At 70.4% G+C, this 15,089-nt stretch carries 14 protein-coding genes; 2 read left to right on the top strand and 12 right to left on the bottom strand.

Annotation, left to right across the window (positions count from 1 at the left end):
• Positions 1–135: 135 nt before the first annotated feature.
• Together ABZ490_RS45110 and ABZ490_RS45115 are read left to right on the top strand one after the other, a co-directional pair.
• The gene (locus ABZ490_RS45110) at positions 136–957 is read left to right on the top strand and encodes a peptidylprolyl isomerase (RefSeq protein ID WP_359004319.1); all 822 of its coding nucleotides are present in this window, start codon (positions 136–138) and stop codon (positions 955–957) included.
• A gap of 143 nt (positions 958–1,100) precedes the next feature.
• Positions 1,101–2,330: a DUF349 domain-containing protein gene (locus tag ABZ490_RS45115; protein ID WP_359004322.1), complete on the top strand. Its 1,230-nt coding sequence runs from the start codon at positions 1,101–1,103 to the stop codon at positions 2,328–2,330.
• A gap of 78 nt (positions 2,331–2,408) precedes the next feature.
• Here ABZ490_RS45115 and ABZ490_RS45120 read toward each other — a convergent pair whose 3' ends face one another.
• The 12 genes from ABZ490_RS45120 to ABZ490_RS45175 all read right to left on the bottom strand — a co-directional run bounded on the left by ABZ490_RS45120 (position 2,409) and on the right by ABZ490_RS45175 (position 14,666).
• Positions 2,409–4,904: a bifunctional (p)ppGpp synthetase/guanosine-3',5'-bis(diphosphate) 3'-pyrophosphohydrolase gene (locus ABZ490_RS45120; RefSeq protein WP_359004324.1), complete on the bottom strand. Its 2,496-nt coding sequence runs from the start codon at positions 4,902–4,904 to the stop codon at positions 2,409–2,411.
• Positions 4,905–5,075: 171 nt separating this feature from the next.
• Positions 5,076–5,624: an adenine phosphoribosyltransferase gene (locus ABZ490_RS45125; RefSeq protein WP_359004327.1), complete on the bottom strand. Its 549-nt coding sequence runs from the start codon at positions 5,622–5,624 to the stop codon at positions 5,076–5,078.
• Positions 5,621–6,718 (bottom strand): protein translocase subunit SecF, encoded by a 1,098-nt coding sequence (gene secF / locus ABZ490_RS45130; RefSeq protein ID WP_359004354.1) that lies wholly within the window; start codon positions 6,716–6,718, stop codon positions 5,621–5,623. Before secF ends, ABZ490_RS45125 begins: the two co-directional genes overlap by 4 nt.
• A 2-nt stretch (positions 6,719–6,720) precedes the next feature.
• Positions 6,721–8,508, bottom strand: coding sequence for a protein translocase subunit SecD (gene secD / locus ABZ490_RS45135; protein WP_359004330.1), 1,788 nt, complete (start codon positions 8,506–8,508; stop codon positions 6,721–6,723).
• Between the two features lie 130 nt (positions 8,509–8,638).
• A complete protein-coding gene (yajC, locus tag ABZ490_RS45140; RefSeq protein ID WP_359004333.1) occupies positions 8,639–9,163 on the bottom strand; it encodes a preprotein translocase subunit YajC in 525 nt (174 codons plus the stop codon).
• A 177-nt stretch (positions 9,164–9,340) separates the two neighbouring features.
• Positions 9,341–10,408: a Holliday junction branch migration DNA helicase RuvB gene (gene ruvB, locus ABZ490_RS45145; RefSeq protein ID WP_359004336.1), complete on the bottom strand. Its 1,068-nt coding sequence runs from the start codon at positions 10,406–10,408 to the stop codon at positions 9,341–9,343.
• 43 nt (positions 10,409–10,451) lie between these two features.
• A complete protein-coding gene (gene ruvA, locus ABZ490_RS45150; protein ID WP_359004339.1) occupies positions 10,452–11,057 on the bottom strand; it encodes a Holliday junction branch migration protein RuvA in 606 nt (201 codons plus the stop codon).
• A complete protein-coding gene (ruvC, locus tag ABZ490_RS45155; RefSeq protein ID WP_359004342.1) occupies positions 11,054–11,584 on the bottom strand; it encodes a crossover junction endodeoxyribonuclease RuvC in 531 nt (176 codons plus the stop codon). The genes ruvA and ruvC overlap by 4 nt, the downstream gene beginning before the upstream one ends.
• 105 nt (positions 11,585–11,689) lie before the next feature.
• Positions 11,690–12,442 carry a YebC/PmpR family DNA-binding transcriptional regulator gene (locus ABZ490_RS45160; protein ID WP_359004345.1) on the bottom strand — a complete coding sequence of 251 codons (753 nt, stop codon included), beginning with the start codon at positions 12,440–12,442 and terminating at the stop codon, positions 11,690–11,692.
• 51 nt (positions 12,443–12,493) lie between these two features.
• The gene (pdxT, locus tag ABZ490_RS45165) at positions 12,494–13,096 is read right to left on the bottom strand and encodes a pyridoxal 5'-phosphate synthase glutaminase subunit PdxT (RefSeq protein ID WP_359004347.1); all 603 of its coding nucleotides are present in this window, start codon (positions 13,094–13,096) and stop codon (positions 12,494–12,496) included.
• Between the two features lie 6 nt (positions 13,097–13,102).
• On the bottom strand, positions 13,103–14,008 hold the full coding sequence (gene pdxS, locus ABZ490_RS45170) for a pyridoxal 5'-phosphate synthase lyase subunit PdxS (RefSeq protein WP_067250098.1): 906 nt from the start codon (positions 14,006–14,008) through the stop codon (positions 13,103–13,105).
• Positions 14,009–14,123: 115 nt separating this feature from the next.
• Positions 14,124–14,666, bottom strand: a complete 543-nt coding sequence (locus ABZ490_RS45175; protein ID WP_359004351.1) for a hypothetical protein — start codon at positions 14,664–14,666, stop codon at positions 14,124–14,126.
• Positions 14,667–15,089 lie beyond the last annotated feature (423 nt).

Raw genomic sequence — 15,089 nt, forward strand, 5'->3', positions numbered from 1 at the left:
CGATTACGGGAGGCTTCTGCGCGGCGACAGCCGCTGTCAGAGCCTACCGGCGCTGCCGTTTCCTCAGCGAACCCATATACGGTACGGGGCACACGCAAGCGGTCGATGTCACGAGACGCACGAGGAGAGAATCCGGTGGTCACCCAGGAACAGCGCAAGCGTCAGCTCGCCCGGGAGAAGTTCTTGCGGCAGCAGCAGCGCCGAACGGCGTCGCGGCGCAAGGCGCGCGTGCGCAACTCGGTGATCGCGTCGGTGCTCGGCGTGATCGTGATCGGCAGCCTCACGCTGTACACCACGGGCGTCCTCAAGGACGACAAGGACGACAAGTCGAACACGAGCGCGGAGGCGACCCCGGAGGCCTCGGCGAGCGCGGCGAAGGACCCGTGCGAGAAGGCCGCCGCGGGCTCGGTGAAGAAGCTCTCGTGGAAGAAGGAGCCGGCGGTCACCATCGACAAGTCGGCCGACTACACGATGAAGCTGGCCACGACGTGCGGTGACATCGACATAGCGCTGAAGACGGCCGCGGCCCCGCAGACGGTCAACTCGTTCGACTTCCTCGCCGGCAAGGGCTACTTCGACCACACGAAGTGCCACCGGCTGACCACCAACGGGATCTACGTCCTGCAGTGCGGCGACCCCACGGGCAGCGGCAGCGGCGGACCGGGCTACACCATCCCGGACGAGAACCTCAAGGACAAGAGCCTCAAGGACAACGTCTACCCGGCGGGCACGGTCGCGATGGCCAACACCGGGCAGGCGCACACCGGCGGCAGCCAGTTCTTCCTCGTCTACCAGGACAGTTCCCTCCCGCCGAGCTACACCCCGTTCGGTACGGTGTCGGCCGAGGGCATGAAGGTCCTGAAGAAGATCGCCGCCGCGGGTGAGAACACCGGCGCCGGTGACGGTGCCCCGAACGCGACCGTGGTGATCAACAAGGCGACGGTCACGAAGTCCTGACGTCCGGGGCGGCCAACTGCGGAATTCGGTCGCGCTGGATGCGGACAGGCGGACCACCGGTCGCCTATGTTGGCCGTGACGAAACTGTGGACGATGCCCAGGGGCGCCGTAGCCCCTCGGAGGCATCATGTGGAGGAGGCGCTGTGAGCAGCGACCCGTGGGGCCGCGTCGACGAGACGGGGACCGTGTACGTGCGTACGGCCGATGGCGAGCAGGTCGTCGGTTCCTGGCAGGCAGGCTCCCCCGAGGAGGCCCTGGCCTACTTCGAGCGCAAGTACGAGGGCCTGGTTGTCGAGATCGGCCTCCTCGAGAAGCGAGTGCAGACGACCGATCTGTCGGCGAAGGACGCCCAGGTCGCCATCGACCACATTCGCGAGCAGGTCGACGCGCATCACGTGGTCGGTGACCTGGACGCGCTGCGGGCCCGGCTGGACAAGCTGGTGGCGGCGGTCGAGTCGCGCCGCGAGGAGCGCAAGCAGCAGCGGGCCAAGCAGTCCGACGAGGCCCGCCACGCCAAGGAGGACCTGGTCGCCGAGGCGGAGCAGCTCGCGCAGTCCGACCAGTGGCGGGCGGCCGGCGAGCGGCTGCGGGCCCTGGTGGACACCTGGAAGGGTCTGCCGCGGCTGGACCGCAAGTCCGACGACGAGCTCTGGCACCGGTTCTCGCACGCGCGCTCGGCGTTCTCCAAGCGCCGCAAGGCCCACTTCGCGCAGCTGGACGCACAGCGCGAGGACGCCCGCCGGATCAAGGAGCGCCTGGTCGCGGAGGCCGAGGCGCTGTCGGGTTCGACGGACTGGGGTCCGACGGCCGCCCGCTACCGCGAGCTGATGGCCGACTGGAAGGCCGCGGGCCGCGCCCAGCGCGAGCACGAGGACGACCTGTGGAACCGCTTCCGCGGCGCCCAGGACGTGTTCTTCGCGGCGCGCAGCTCGGTCTTCGCCGAGCGGGACGCCGAGCAGACGGAGAACCTGAAGCTCAAGGAGGAGCTGGCCGAGGAGGCCGAGAAGCTCCTGCCGATCGGTGAGCTGAAGTCGGCGCGTGCCGCGTTCCGCTCGATCAACGAGCGCTGGGAGTCCATCGGTCATGTGCCGCGGGACGCCCGGCCGAAGGTCGAGGGCCGGATGCACGCCGTGGAGCGGGCGATCCAGGAGGCCGAGGAGGCCGAGTGGCGGCGCACCAACCCGGAGGCACGCGCGCGTGCCGAGGGTCTGACCGGCCAGCTCCAGGCCGCGGTGGACAAGCTGCGGACGCAGATCGACCAGGCCCGCGCCCAGGGCAACGCCTCCCGCGCGGACAAGCTGGAGCGCGAGCTGGAGGGCCGCCAGGCCCTGCTGGACCAGGCGCTGAAGGGTCTCCAGGAGTTCGGCGGCTGATACCGCCACTGCCATGAGGAAGGCCCCCGTACGCGGTGTACGGGGGCCTTCGTCATGCCCTGCTACGGGCGGGCCCTGTTACGGCCGGCGGGCCGAGGTCACCCGGTAGACGTCGTACACGCCCTCCACGCCCCGTACGGCCTTCAGGACGTGACCGAGGTGCTTGGGGTCGCCCATCTCGAAGGTGAAGCGGGAGGTCGCGACCCGGTCGCGGGAGGTCTGGACGGCCGCCGAGAGGATGTTGACGTGCTGGTCGGACAGTACGCGGGTGACGTCCGAGAGCAGCCGGGAGCGGTCCAGGGCCTCGACCTGGATGGCGACCAGGAAGACCGAGGACTGCGTGGGCGCCCACTCGACGTCCAGGATGCGCTCCGGCTCCCGGGACAGTGACTCCACGTTGACGCAGTCGCTGCGGTGAACCGATACGCCACTACCACGGGTGACGAAACCGATGATCGGGTCGCCGGGGACGGGCGTACAGCAGCGGGCCAGCTTGACCCAGACGTCGTCGACGCCCTTGACCACGACCCCGGGGTCCTGGTTGCTGCGCCGCTTGCGGCCACGGGTGCGCGACGGCGGGACCACCTCGTCGATCTCCTCGGTGGCCGCCTCCTCGCCGCCGAGCGCCTGCACCAGCTTCTGCACGACGTTCTGCGCGGCCACATGGCCCTCGCCGATCGCCGCGTACAGCGAGGAGATGTCCGGGTAGCGCATCTCGTGCGCCAGCGTGACCAGCGAGTCGCCGGTCAGGATGCGCTGGATCGGCAGGTTCTGCTTGCGCATGGCCCGCGCGATGGCGTCCTTGCCCTGCTCGATCGCCTCGTCGCGGCGCTCCTTGGAGAACCAGGCCCGGATCTTGTTGCGGGCCCGGGGCGACTTGACGAAGCCCAGCCAGTCGCGGGACGGGCCCGCGCCGGTGGCCTTGGAGGTGAAGACCTCCACGAGGTCGCCGTTGTCCAGCGTCGACTCGAGCGGTACGAGCCTGCCGTTGACCCGCGCTCCTATGGTGCGGTGGCCGACCTCGGTGTGGACCGCGTAGGCGAAGTCCACGGGGGTGGCACCCGCGGGCAGCGCGATGACATCACCCTTCGGGGTGAAGACGAAGACCTCGTTGCGGGACAGGTCGAAGCGCAGGGACTCCAGGAACTCGCTGGGGTCCTCGGTCTCCTTCTGCCAGTCGAGCAGCTGGCGCAGCCACGCCATGTCGTTGAGGTGGTCGTCCTTGCCCTTCCCGGCCTTCGGCACGTCGGTGCGCACCTTGGAGGCGCCGGCGACGGCTTCCTGCTTGTACTTCCAGTGCGCGGCGATGCCGTACTCGGCGCGGCGGTGCATGTCGAACGTACGGATCTGGAGTTCGACGGGCTTGCCGTTGGGCCCGATGACCGTCGTGTGCAGCGACTGGTACATGTTGAACTTGGGCATCGCGATGTAGTCCTTGAACCGCCCCGGAACCGGGTTCCAGCGGGCGTGGACGGTGCCCAGCGCCGCGTAGCAGTCGCGGACGGTGTCCACCAGGACGCGAATGCCCACCAGGTCGTAGATCTCCGCGAAGTCCCGGCCGCGGACGATCATCTTCTGGTAGACGCTGTAGTAGTGCTTCGGGCGGCCGGTGACGGTCGCCTTGATGCGGGCGGCGCGCAGGTCCGACTGGACCTCGTCGGTCACTATGGCCAGATACTCGTCACGCTTCGGTGCCCGCTCGGCCACCAGCCGTACGATCTCGTCGTACATCTTGGGGTAGAGGATCGCGAAGGCGAGGTCCTCCAGCTCCCACTTGATGGTGTTCATGCCGAGGCGGTGGGCGAGGGGCGCGTAGATCTCGAGGGTCTCGCGCGCCTTCTTCTCCTGCTTCTCGCGCTTGAGGTAGCGCATGGTGCGCATGTTGTGCAGGCGGTCGGCGAGCTTGATGACCAGGACGCGCGGGTCCTTGGCCATGGCGACGACCATCTTGCGCACGGTCTCGGCCTGCGCGGCCTCGCCGAACTTGACCTTGTCCAGCTTGGTGACGCCGTCGACGAGCAGGGCGACGACGTCGCCGAAGTCGCGGCGCAGGTCGTCGAGGCCGTACTCGGTGTCCTCGACGGTGTCGTGCAGCAGGCCCGCCATGAGGGTGGCCGGGTCCATGCCCAGCTCGGCGAGGATCGTGGTCACCGCGAGGGGGTGGGTGATGTACGGGTCGCCGCTCTTGCGCTTCTGGCCCCGGTGCCAGCGCTCGGCGACCTGGTAGGCCTTCTCGATCTGGCGCAGTGTCGCGGTCTCGACCTTGGGGTCGTTGCTGCGCACTATCCGCAGCAGCGGCTCCAGGACCGGGTTGTAGGGGTTGGCGCGCTGGACACCGAGGCGGGCGAGACGGGCGCGGACGCGGTTGGAGGAGCCGGAGCGGGCGGGCGGCTGCGCGGCCGCGGGGCGCTCGGGCGGGGCCGGCTTGGGGCGCGGCTGCTCGGCCGGCCTCTCGACGGGCGCGGAACGGTCGTGCTCGACCGGCCCGCCGGCGTCGGCTTGCGCCGGCTTGGCCGCGGGTGCCGAGGCGGACTCGGGCTTGGCGGCTGTCAGGTGCTGGGCCTCGTCAGGCAAGAGGACTCCTCGTGCGCGATCCGGGTCCCCCGGTCAGGCTCCGGAGGACCCATCGTAGCGATCCTGGGCTCCGGCATCGCCTTCAGGCCGATGTGAGGACCGTCTACCCCTGCAACGCAAGGGGCGGGCGCCGGATTCCTCCGGGCCCGCCCTTACGGCGTACAGCGGTGCTCAGACGGTCAGCAGGGCGTCCAGCGGGGCCTCGCCGAGCGCCGCCTGAAGGCGGGGGCGGCCGTCCAGGAAGCTGAGTTCCATCAGGACGGCGACGCCCGCGACCTCGGCGCCCGCGCGGTGGATGAGCTGGATCGCGGCCTCGGCGGTGCCGCCGGTGGCGAGCACGTCGTCGACGATCAGGATCCGGTCGTCGGCGGTGAGGTCCTCGGCGTGCACCTCGATCTCCGCCGAGCCGTACTCCAGGTCGTAGGCCTGGCTGAGGGTGGCGCCGGGGAGCTTGCCCGCCTTGCGTACGGGGATGAACCCGAGGCCGGCGCGGACGGCGACCGGGGCGCCCAGGATGAAGCCCCGGGCCTCCAGGCCGACGATCTTGGTGGCGCCGGTGCGCTCGGCGATCGCCGCGAGGGCGTCGGTGAGTGCGGTGAACGCCACCGGGTCCGCCAGGAGCGGGGTGATGTCCTTGAACATCACCCCCTGCTCCGGGTAGTCGGCCACATCGCGGATGCGGCTGAGCAGCAGGGTCGTGGTGTCGACGACGTCGGTCATCGGCGCTTCCCCGACGGCCGGCGGCGGCTGCGCGGCCCGGACTGGTCGCGCGGTCCGACGACGGCCGGGGTGGCGTCCTCGGCGTCGAAGTCACCGCGGGAGTCGGCCGGTTCCTCGTCGGTGGCGGCCTGGGCCCGCTTGGCGAGGACGCGCTTCTTCAGGGCCTTCATCTGCGGCTCGCGCTCCTTGAGGTCGGCGACGAGCGGCGTGGCGATGAAGATCGAGGAGTAGGCGCCGGCCGCGAGACCGACGAACAGCGACAGCGAGATGTCGTTGAGCGTGCCCGCGCCGAGGACACCGCCGCCGATGAACAGCAGGCCCGCGACCGGCAGCAGCGCGACCACCGTGGTGTTGATGGAACGGACCAGGGTGCCGTTGATCGAGCGGTTGGCGACCTCGCTGTAGGTGAAGCGGGTCTGCTTGGTGAGGTCCTTCGTCTGTTCCTTGAGGGAGTCGAAGACGACGACCGTGTCGTACAGCGAGTAACCGAGGATCGTGAGCAGACCGATCACCGTACCGGGCGTGACCTCGAAGCCGACGAGGGCGTAGATGCCGACGGTGATGGTGATGTCGTGGATCAGGGCGACGAGCGCCGCGATGGCCATGCGCCATTCGAAGGCGATCGCCAGATAGATCACGACGAGGACCATGAAGATCGCCAGACCCTGCCAGGCCTTGTTGGCGATCTGGTCACCCCAGCTGGGGCCGACGAGGTCCGCGGCGATCGACTCGGCGTTGAGGTCGAAGTCCTTGGCCAGGTCTTCCTTGATCTGGTCGGACTGCTGGGTGTCCATGCCGGCGATCTGGATGCGCAGCGAGCCGTCGCCGAGCTTCTGCACGACCGCCTCGTGGCCGGACGCCGCCGCGGCGGCGTCCTCGGCCTGCGAGACGGAGACATGGGTGTTCTTCGGGGTGGTGAAGACCGCACCGCCCTGGAAGTCGATGCCCATGTTCAGGCCGCGGACCGCGAGGCCCAGGATGGCCGTGATGGTGATCAGGATCGAGATGCCGTACCAGAGCTTGCGGTGGCCGATGAAGTCGTAACTGACCTCGCCACGGTGCAGTCGGGCGCCGAGGTTGCCGAGTTTCGACACGCTCACGCCTCCTTCGTCTCGACGGGGCCGGCAGGACCGGCGGGACGGCGGGTACGGCGAATCGGCGGCTGCGCGCCCAGGCTCTTGGGGTCGAGCCCGGACCACTTGTGACCGTTCGCGAAGAACTTGCGGCGGGCGAGCAGGGTCATCAGCGGCTTGGTGAAGAAGAAGACCACGACCACGTCGAGGACGGTCGTCAGACCGAGGGTGAACGCGAAGCCCTGGACCTTGCCGACGGTGACGATGAACAGCACCGCGGCGGCGAGGAACGACACGAAGTCCGAGACCAGGATGGTGCGCCGGGCGCGCGGCCAGGCCCGCTCGACGGCGGGTCGCAGGGTGCGGCCCTCGCGGATCTCGTCCCGGATGCGTTCGAAGTACACGATGAACGAGTCCGCTGTGATACCGATCGCGACGATGGCACCACAGACGGCGGGCAGGTTCAGCGCGAAGCCGATGGCCGGGCCGAGCAGCGCCATGAGCACGTAGGTGAGGGCGCCGGAGACCAGCAGCGAGGCGAGCGCGACGAGCGCCAGACCGCGGTAGTAGGCCACCAGGTAGATGACGACCAGGGCGAGGCCGATAGCGCCGGCCAGCAGACCGGCGTGCAGCTGGTCACCGCCGAGCGCGGCGGTCACGGTGGTCACGCTCTGCTCCTTGAAGGAGAGCGGGAGCGCGCCGTACGACAGCATGTTCGCGAGGTTCTGGGCCTCTTCCTGCGTGAAGCTGCCGGAGATCTGGGCGTTGCCGCCGGAGATCGCGTTCTGCACGTAGGGGCTGGAGACGACGTCGCCGTCGAGGACGATGGCGAACTCGTTCTGCGGCTGGGTGTTCTGCGCCAGCTGGGCGGTGATGTCGGCGAACTTCTTGGTCCCCTTGGAGTTGAAGTCCATGGTGACCTGCCAGCCGGAGGCGCCCTGCGTGTCGAAGACGGCCTTGGCCTTGTCGATCTCGGTGCCGGCGACGGCGGACGGGCCGAGCACGTACTTGTACCAGACGCCGGAGATCTCACCACAGGCGACGGTGGGGTCCTCGGGGCTGACGCCCTCGCCCGCCTTGGTGCGCACGGACTTCTTGGTGCAGTCCAGCGCCGCGTACTTGGCCTGGAGCGCGGCGGACTCGGCGTCGGTGCTCGTCGAGGCGGAGGCCGACGGGCTCGCGGAGGCCTTGGCGCTGCCGCTCGCGGACGCGGACGGCGTGGAGTCGGCCTTCAGCGCGTCGGTGACGGCGCGGCCCTGCGAGGTGGCGGTGGCGGACGGCGAGGACGAGTCGCTCGCCTTCTCACCGGTGCCGGAGGCGCTCGCGGAGGGACTCGCGGTCGAGCTCGGCGAGGCGCTGGAGGAGCCCGTGGCGGACGCGCTCGGCGAGGCGGTGCCCGCGGCGGCGCCGGTGGCCTCCTGGGCCAGCACGGGACGGAAGTACAGCTTGGCGGTGGTGCCGACCTGCGCCCGGGCTTCCTTGGAGTTGGTGCCCTTGGGGATGTTGACGATGATGTTCTTGTCGCCCTGGGTCTGCACCTCCGCCTCGGAGACGCCCAGGCCGTTGACACGGCGGTTCATGATCTCGACCGCGGTGTCCATGTTGGCCTTGTTGATCGCGGACCCTTGGTCGGCCTTCGCCTCCAGTGTGATGCTGGTGCCGCCGGCAAGGTCGATGCCGAGTCGCGGGGTCGTGTGCCCGGTGGCGAACATGCCCCCGGTGAGCCCCGCGATGGCGATCAGGATCAGGGCCAGAGAGCGCCCTGGCTTGCTCTGGGCGCTCGCGCTCCGGCCCTTCTTAGGTGCTGCCACCTTCTTGTACTCCCTCTCGGGCCGCCTCGTGCCTGGTCAGGGCGGCGGCCATGACATGTAGTCGGGATCCCGTGCGAGATGCGCACGCCCCGGGGCGCACGGGTGTGATCCGTGAGCCCCGGGGGCGTGACTACTTCTTCGCGTCGGAGTCGCCGTCGGTCTTCTTCGGCTCCTCGTCGGCCTCGGCCTGCTGGGCCTCGGGCTCGTCGGCCTTCACCGCGTCCTCGTCGGACGCGCCCTTCTTACCGAGGTCGACGGACTTGTCGTCGGAGGCGGCGGCAGCTTCGTCGGCGGTCTCGTCGGCGTCGGCGGGGTCGGTGAGGGAGGAGGCGTCGTCGGGGACGACGTCGGAGTCGGACTTCAGGTCGTGCTCGATGCCGTGGACGATGCGGTTGTACTCGTCGTCGGTCAGGACGGCACCGATCGCGTTCTTCGCGAAGAGCAGTTCCACCCCCGGGCCCGCGTCGAGGAGGACCGTGTCGTCACTGACCTCCTTGACCGTCGCGTACATGCCGCCGATGGTGCGGATGCCGCTGCCGGGCTGCATCTGGGTCCGCATGTCGGCGGCCTGCTGCTGCTTCTTCTTGGCCGACCGGGTCATCAGGAACATGGCCCCGATGAGCACGATGAACGGCAGGAGGGTCAAAGGACTCACGGGTCGGAACTTCCTTCATACGACCGCGATGGCTGAGCGGCCTGATGGATGGGGGTTGGTTGTGTGCTGCCGACAAAGGCGGCATCGGCGGAGTCTAAGCGAGTCCGCGTGCATGGAACAACGCTCAGCATGGCACCTGGGTTCCTGGCCCCGCCATTGCCCCCGCCGATGAACCGCTCAGGTCCCGAACAGGTCCTGTTGTCCGTTTCCTGCCGCGGCCGTGCGGGGCGGGGTGAGGCCGAGGTGTGCCCAGGCCGCCGGGGTGGCCACCCGTCCCCGCGGGGTGCGGGCGAGCAGTCCCTCACGGACGAGGAACGGCTCGGCCACCTCCTCCACGGTCTCACGTTCCTCGCCCACGGCGACGGCGAGCGTGGAGAGGCCGACCGGTCCGCCGCCGAACAGCTTCAGCAGGGCCTGGAGGACCGCGCGGTCGAGGCGGTCGAGACCGCGGGCGTCGACCTCGTAGACGGCGAGGGCCGCCGAGGAGATGTCCCGGGTGATCACACCGTCGGCCTTGACCTGCGCGTAGTCGCGGACGCGGCGCAGCAGACGGTTGGCGATCCGGGGCGTGCCACGGGAGCGGCCGGCGATCTCGGCGGCGCCGGCCGGGTCGATCTCGACGTCGAGCAGATGGGCCGAACGGTGGACGACGCGCTGGAGCTCGGCGGGCTCGTAGAACTCCATGTGCGCGGTGAAGCCGAAGCGGTCGCGCAGCGGGGGCGGCAGCAGGCCCGCGCGGGTGGTGGCGCCGACCAGGGTGAAGGGCGGCAGTTCGAGGGGGATGGCGGTGGCGCCGGGGCCCTTGCCGACGATGACGTCGACGCGGAAGTCCTCCATGGCCATGTAGAGCATCTCCTCGGCGGGCCGGGACATGCGGTGGATCTCGTCGAGGAAGAGGACCTCGCCCTCCTGGAGGGAGGAGAGGATCGCGGCGAGGTCGCCGGCGTGCTGGATGGCGGGGCCGGAGGTGATGCGGATCGGGGCGCCCATCTCGGCCGCGATGATCATCGAGAGGGTGGTCTTGCCGAGGCCCGGGGCGCCGGAGAGCAGCACGTGGTCGGCGGTGGCGCCGCGCGCGCGGGCGGCGCGCAGGACGAGGTCGAGCTGTTCGCGCACCTTCTCCTGGCCGATGAACTCACCCAGGTCCTTGGGGCGCAGGGCGGCCTCGACGGCCTGGTCCTCGCGGTCGGCGACCGGGCCCACCAGCCGCTCGGCGTCGATGTCGGTCGGGTCGTCCCAGTTCATTGATGTGCCTCGGGGGGTGTGGGTCGGCGGGCGCGGTGCGGGGTCAGCGGGCGCGGTTGAGCGTCTGGAGGGCGGCCTTGAGCAGCTGGCCGACCTGCGGGGTGCCCTCGGCGGCCTCGGCCTGCGGGGTGACGGCGGCCACGGCCTCGTCGGCCTCGCGGGCGGCGTAGCCCAGGCCGATCAGGGCGGCGTGCAGCTGGTCGCGCCAGCCCTGGGTGACCGGGGCGCCGATCGCGGGGGCGCCGAGGGGCTCGCCGAGGCGGTCCTTCAGCTCCAGCAGGAGCTTCTGGGCGCCCCTCTTGCCGATGCCGGGGACGGCGATCAGTGCCTTCTCGTCACCGGTCGACACGGCGCGGCGCAACGCGTCGGGCGTGTGCACGGAGAGCATGGCCTGCGCCAGCCGGGGTCCGACCCCGCTCGCGGTCTGGAGCAGCTCGAAGACCTGGCGCTCGTCGTCGTCCACGAAGCCGTACAGGGTCAGGGAGTCCTCGCGGACCACCAGGGACGTCGCCAGCTTGGCCTGCTGGCCCCTCCGCAGGCCGGCGAGGGTGTTCGGCGTGCACTGGACGGTGATGCCGATGCCGCCCACCTCGACCACCGCGGAGTCGGGGGCGAGGGCGGCGATCGGTCCGCTCACGAAGGCGATCATCCCGTACGGCCTTTCGATGTGTGCAGGGCGACGGCCTGCTGGAGTCGGTTCTGCGCGGGGGCGCGCCAGATGTGGCAGATGGCGAGGGCGAGGGCGTCGGCGGCGTCGGCGGGCTTGGGGGGCGCGGCGAGCCGGAGCAGCCGGGTGACCATGGCTCCGACCTGGGCCTTGTCGGCGCGGCCGCTGCCGGTGACGGCGGCCTTGACCTCGCTGGGGGTGTGCAGGGCGACGGGGATGCCGCGGCGGGCGGCGCACAGCATGGCGACGGCGCTGGCCTGGGCGGTGCCCATGACCGTACGGACGTTGTGCTGGCTGAAGACCCGCTCCACGGCGACGCATTCGGGGCGGTATTCGTCGAGCCACTGTTCGATGCCCTGCTCGACGGCGACCAGGCGCAGGCCCAGCTCGGCGTCGGCGGGCGTGCGGACGACTCCCACGCCGAGCATGGTGAGCGGCCGGCCCGCGACCCCCTCGACGACACCGACTCCGCACCGGGTCAGTCCCGGGTCCACCCCCAGTACCCGCACACGCCCTCCCATCGACCACCTGTTTGTGCAGGCTATCCGGTACCACTGACAACGCGACGGGCCGACGGGTGTGTCCCGTCGGCCCGTTCGAGCGTGAGCGTCGGCTCAGGCGTCGACCTTCTCCATGACCTCGTCGCTGACGTCGAAGTTGGCGAAGACGTTCTGCACGTCGTCGCTGTCCTCGAGGGCGTCGATGAGCTTGAAGATCTTCTTGGCGCCCTCCTCGTCCAGCTCGACCTGCATGGTCGGGACGAAGTTGGCCTCGGCGGAGTCGTAGTCGATGCCGGCCTCCTGAAGGGCGGTGCGGACCGCGACCATGTCGGTGGCCTCGCTGAGCACCTCGAAGGACTCGCCGAGGTCGTTGACCTCCTCGGCGCCCGCGTCCAGGACGGCGCCCAGGACGTCGTCCTCGCTCAGCTCGCCCTTGGGGACGATGACGACGCCCTTGCGGTTGAAGAGGTACGACACCGAGCCGGGGTCGGCCATGGAGCCGCCGTTGCGGGTCATGGCGACGCGGACGTCGGAGGCGGCGCGGTTGCGGTTGTCGGTGAGGCACTCGATGAGCACCGCGACACCGTTCGGGCCGTAACCCTCGTACATGATCGTCTCGTAGTCGGCGCCGCCGGCCTCGAGACCGCCGCCGCGCTTGACCGCGGAGTCGATGTTCTTGTTCGGGACCGACTGCTTCTTCGCCTTCTGGATGGCGTCGTAGAGCGTCGGGTTGCCCTCGATGTCGATGCCGCCCATGCGCGCCGCGACCTCGATGTTCTTGATCAGCTTCGCGAAGAGTTTGCCGCGCTTGGCGTCGATCACGGCCTTCTTGTGCTTCGTCGTAGCCCATTTAGAGTGGCCGGACATCTGCCTGTCTCCTTCGCGTAACCCATCCAACAACGAACCCCAGAGATCCTACTAGGACTCCCTGGCCCGGTTCGCGTGCACCATGTCGACGAACAGGGCGTGCACACGGTGGTCGCCGGTCAGTTCCGGGTGGAACGACGTGGCGAGCGCGTTGCCCTGGCGGACGGCGACGATGTGGCCGTCGTGCTCGGCGAGCACCTCGGCGGCGGCACCGACGGACTCCACCCAGGGGGCGCGGATGAAGACGCCCTCCACGGGGTCGCCGGGGACGCCCCGGACGTCCACCGCCGCCTCGAAGGACTCGTTCTGCCGTCCGAAGGCGTTGCGGCGCACGATCATGTCGATGCCGCCGATCGTCTCCTGGCCCGAGCGCGGGTCGAGGATCTTGTCGGCGAGCATGATCAGGCCGGCGCAGGTGCCGTAGACGGGCATCCCGGCACGCACGCGCGCGCGGAGGGGCTCCATCAGGCCGAACAGGACGGCCAGCTTGGAGATCGTGGTGGACTCGCCGCCGGGGACGACGAGACCGTCCACCTCGGCGAGTTCCTCGGGGCGCCGGACCGGCCTGGCCACGGCGTCGGCCGCGGCCAGGGCGATCAGGTGCTCCCGTACGTCGCCCTGGAGGGCCAGGACGCCTATGACAGGAGTGCTCATCGGGGACTACCAGCCGCGGTTGGCGTAGCGCTCGGCCTCGGGGAGGGTGTCGCAGTTGATGCCGACCATGGCCTCGCCCAGGTTGCGGGACGCGTCCGCGATGATCTTCGGGTCGTCGTAGAAGGTGGTGGCCTTCACGATGGCGGCGGCGCGCTTGGCCGGGTCGCCGGACTTGAAGATGCCGGAGCCGACGAAGACGCCCTCGGCGCCGAGCTGGCGCATCAGCGCGGCGTCGGCGGGGGTGGCGACACCACCGGCGGAGAACAGCACGACCGGGAGCTTGCCGAGCTCGGCGACCTCCTTGACCAGCTCGTACGGGGCGCGCAGCTCCTTGGCGGCGGCGTACAGCTCGTTGTTGTCGTAGCCGCGCAGCCGGGCGATCTCGTTCTTGATCTGGCGCAGGTGGCGGACCGCCTCGACGACGTTGCCGGTGCCGGCCTCGCCCTTGGAGCGGATCATCGCGGCGCCCTCGGCGATGCGGCGCAGGGCCTCGCCCAGGTTGGTGGCGCCGCAGACGAACGGGGTGGTGAAGGCCCACTTGTCGGAGTGGTTGACCTCGTCGGCCGGGGTGAGGACCTCGGACTCGTCGATGTAGTCGACGCCGAGGGACTGCAGGACCTGGGCCTCGACGAAGTGGCCGATGCGGGACTTGGCCATGACCGGGATCGACACGGCCTCGATGATGCCCTCGATCATGTCGGGGTCGGACATCCGGGCCACGCCGCCGTCCTTGCGGATGTCGGCCGGGACCCGCTCCAGGGCCATGACCGCGACGGCCCCCGCGTCCTCGGCGATCTTCGCCTGCTCCGGCGTGACGACGTCCATGATCACGCCGCCCTTGAGCTGCTCGGCCATGCCGCGCTTCACGCGCGCGGTGCCGGTCTCGGGAGCCTGGTTCTCGGTGGTGGACACGGGTGACCTCACTGGAAGGGAAGAGGGGATTGTGCAATCACCGAGGAAACGGGAGGGGACCAGTCCACAGCAAGGGCCAATGGGAAGGCGGTGGATCGTTTTCGGGCCGGGCCGCTCAGGAGGCGCGGTCCGCCAGCGCGGCGGGGGCCTCGTCGTCCATCTCGAAGGCCATCGGGAACGGGGCGTGGCCGGCCAGCCGGAACCAGCGGACCTTGCGGTGCTCGCGCAGCCTGCGGGCGGCGCCGACGGCGTCGTTGTGGAAGCGGCGGGCCATCGGGACGCGGCGGACGGCCTCCGTCAGCTCGTGCGTCGCGGCCTCTCCCCCGGGTGCCTCGCGGACGGCCTCGACCTGGCGCGCGTCCGCGAAGACGGCCCTGAGGGCCTGGCTCAGCTCGCTCTCGGCGACCTCCCGCTGCTCCTCCTCGGCCTGCCGGGCGGCGTGCGTGGCCTCGTACAGCACGATCGAGGCGGCCGGGTCGAGTACCCCCGAGGTGGCCAGTTCCTGGGCGACGGAGGCACGGCGGAGCAGCTGGGCGTCCAGCGCGGCACGCGCGGCGTCGATACGGGAGTGCAGGCGGTCCAGTCGGCCCGCCGTCCAGCTCAGATACAGGCCGATCGCGACGAGGACGACGAGGGCCCAGATGAGGGTTGCGGTCACGATCGGCAAGGCTATCGGGACGACCCGCGCCGACGGCCGCGCGGTGGGGCACGGACTCGGGGGCACCGTGCCGCGGGGGTGGGCGAATGGCGCGGGAGGGCTCATGGCGTGCCGGCCACCGCCGGCTCCGAACAGGCCACACGCGGGGCGCATGGCGCGGGGGAACATAGCGGGGGCCCGTAGCGCCGGGGGGCCACACAACGCGGGAGGCTGATGGCTGATCGTGGGCCGCGCCGAGCACACCCCGGAAGCGGCCGGGCCACATGGTCCACCGGAACCAGCCCGCGCGGCCCCGAAGCGCCCTCGCGCGCCCGGTCGCTCCCACCGATGGGCCTACGGGCATGTGCCCAACGGCTGGACCGGCGACCTCACCGACGCCGTCGAACGCCAACTGGAGCGGTTCGCCCCGGGGTTCCGCGACCG

Source organism: Streptomyces sp. NPDC005811 (genome assembly GCF_040630405.1).
Classification (GTDB): domain Bacteria; phylum Actinomycetota; class Actinomycetes; order Streptomycetales; family Streptomycetaceae; genus Streptomyces.

Excerpts from the sequence above, each read along its gene's own strand:
- ABZ490_RS45125 (WP_359004327.1), bottom strand. The coding sequence starts at position 5,624 with ATGACCGACGTCGTCGACACCACGACCCTGCTGCTCAGCCGCATCCGC.
- ruvB (WP_359004336.1), bottom strand. The coding sequence starts at position 10,408 with ATGAACTGGGACGACCCGACCGACATCGACGCCGAGCGGCTGGTGGGC.
- ruvA (WP_359004339.1), bottom strand. The coding sequence starts at position 11,057 with ATGATCGCCTTCGTGAGCGGACCGATCGCCGCCCTCGCCCCCGACTCC.
- ABZ490_RS45160 (WP_359004345.1), bottom strand. The coding sequence starts at position 12,442 with ATGTCCGGCCACTCTAAATGGGCTACGACGAAGCACAAGAAGGCCGTG.
- pdxT (WP_359004347.1), bottom strand. The coding sequence starts at position 13,096 with ATGAGCACTCCTGTCATAGGCGTCCTGGCCCTCCAGGGCGACGTACGG.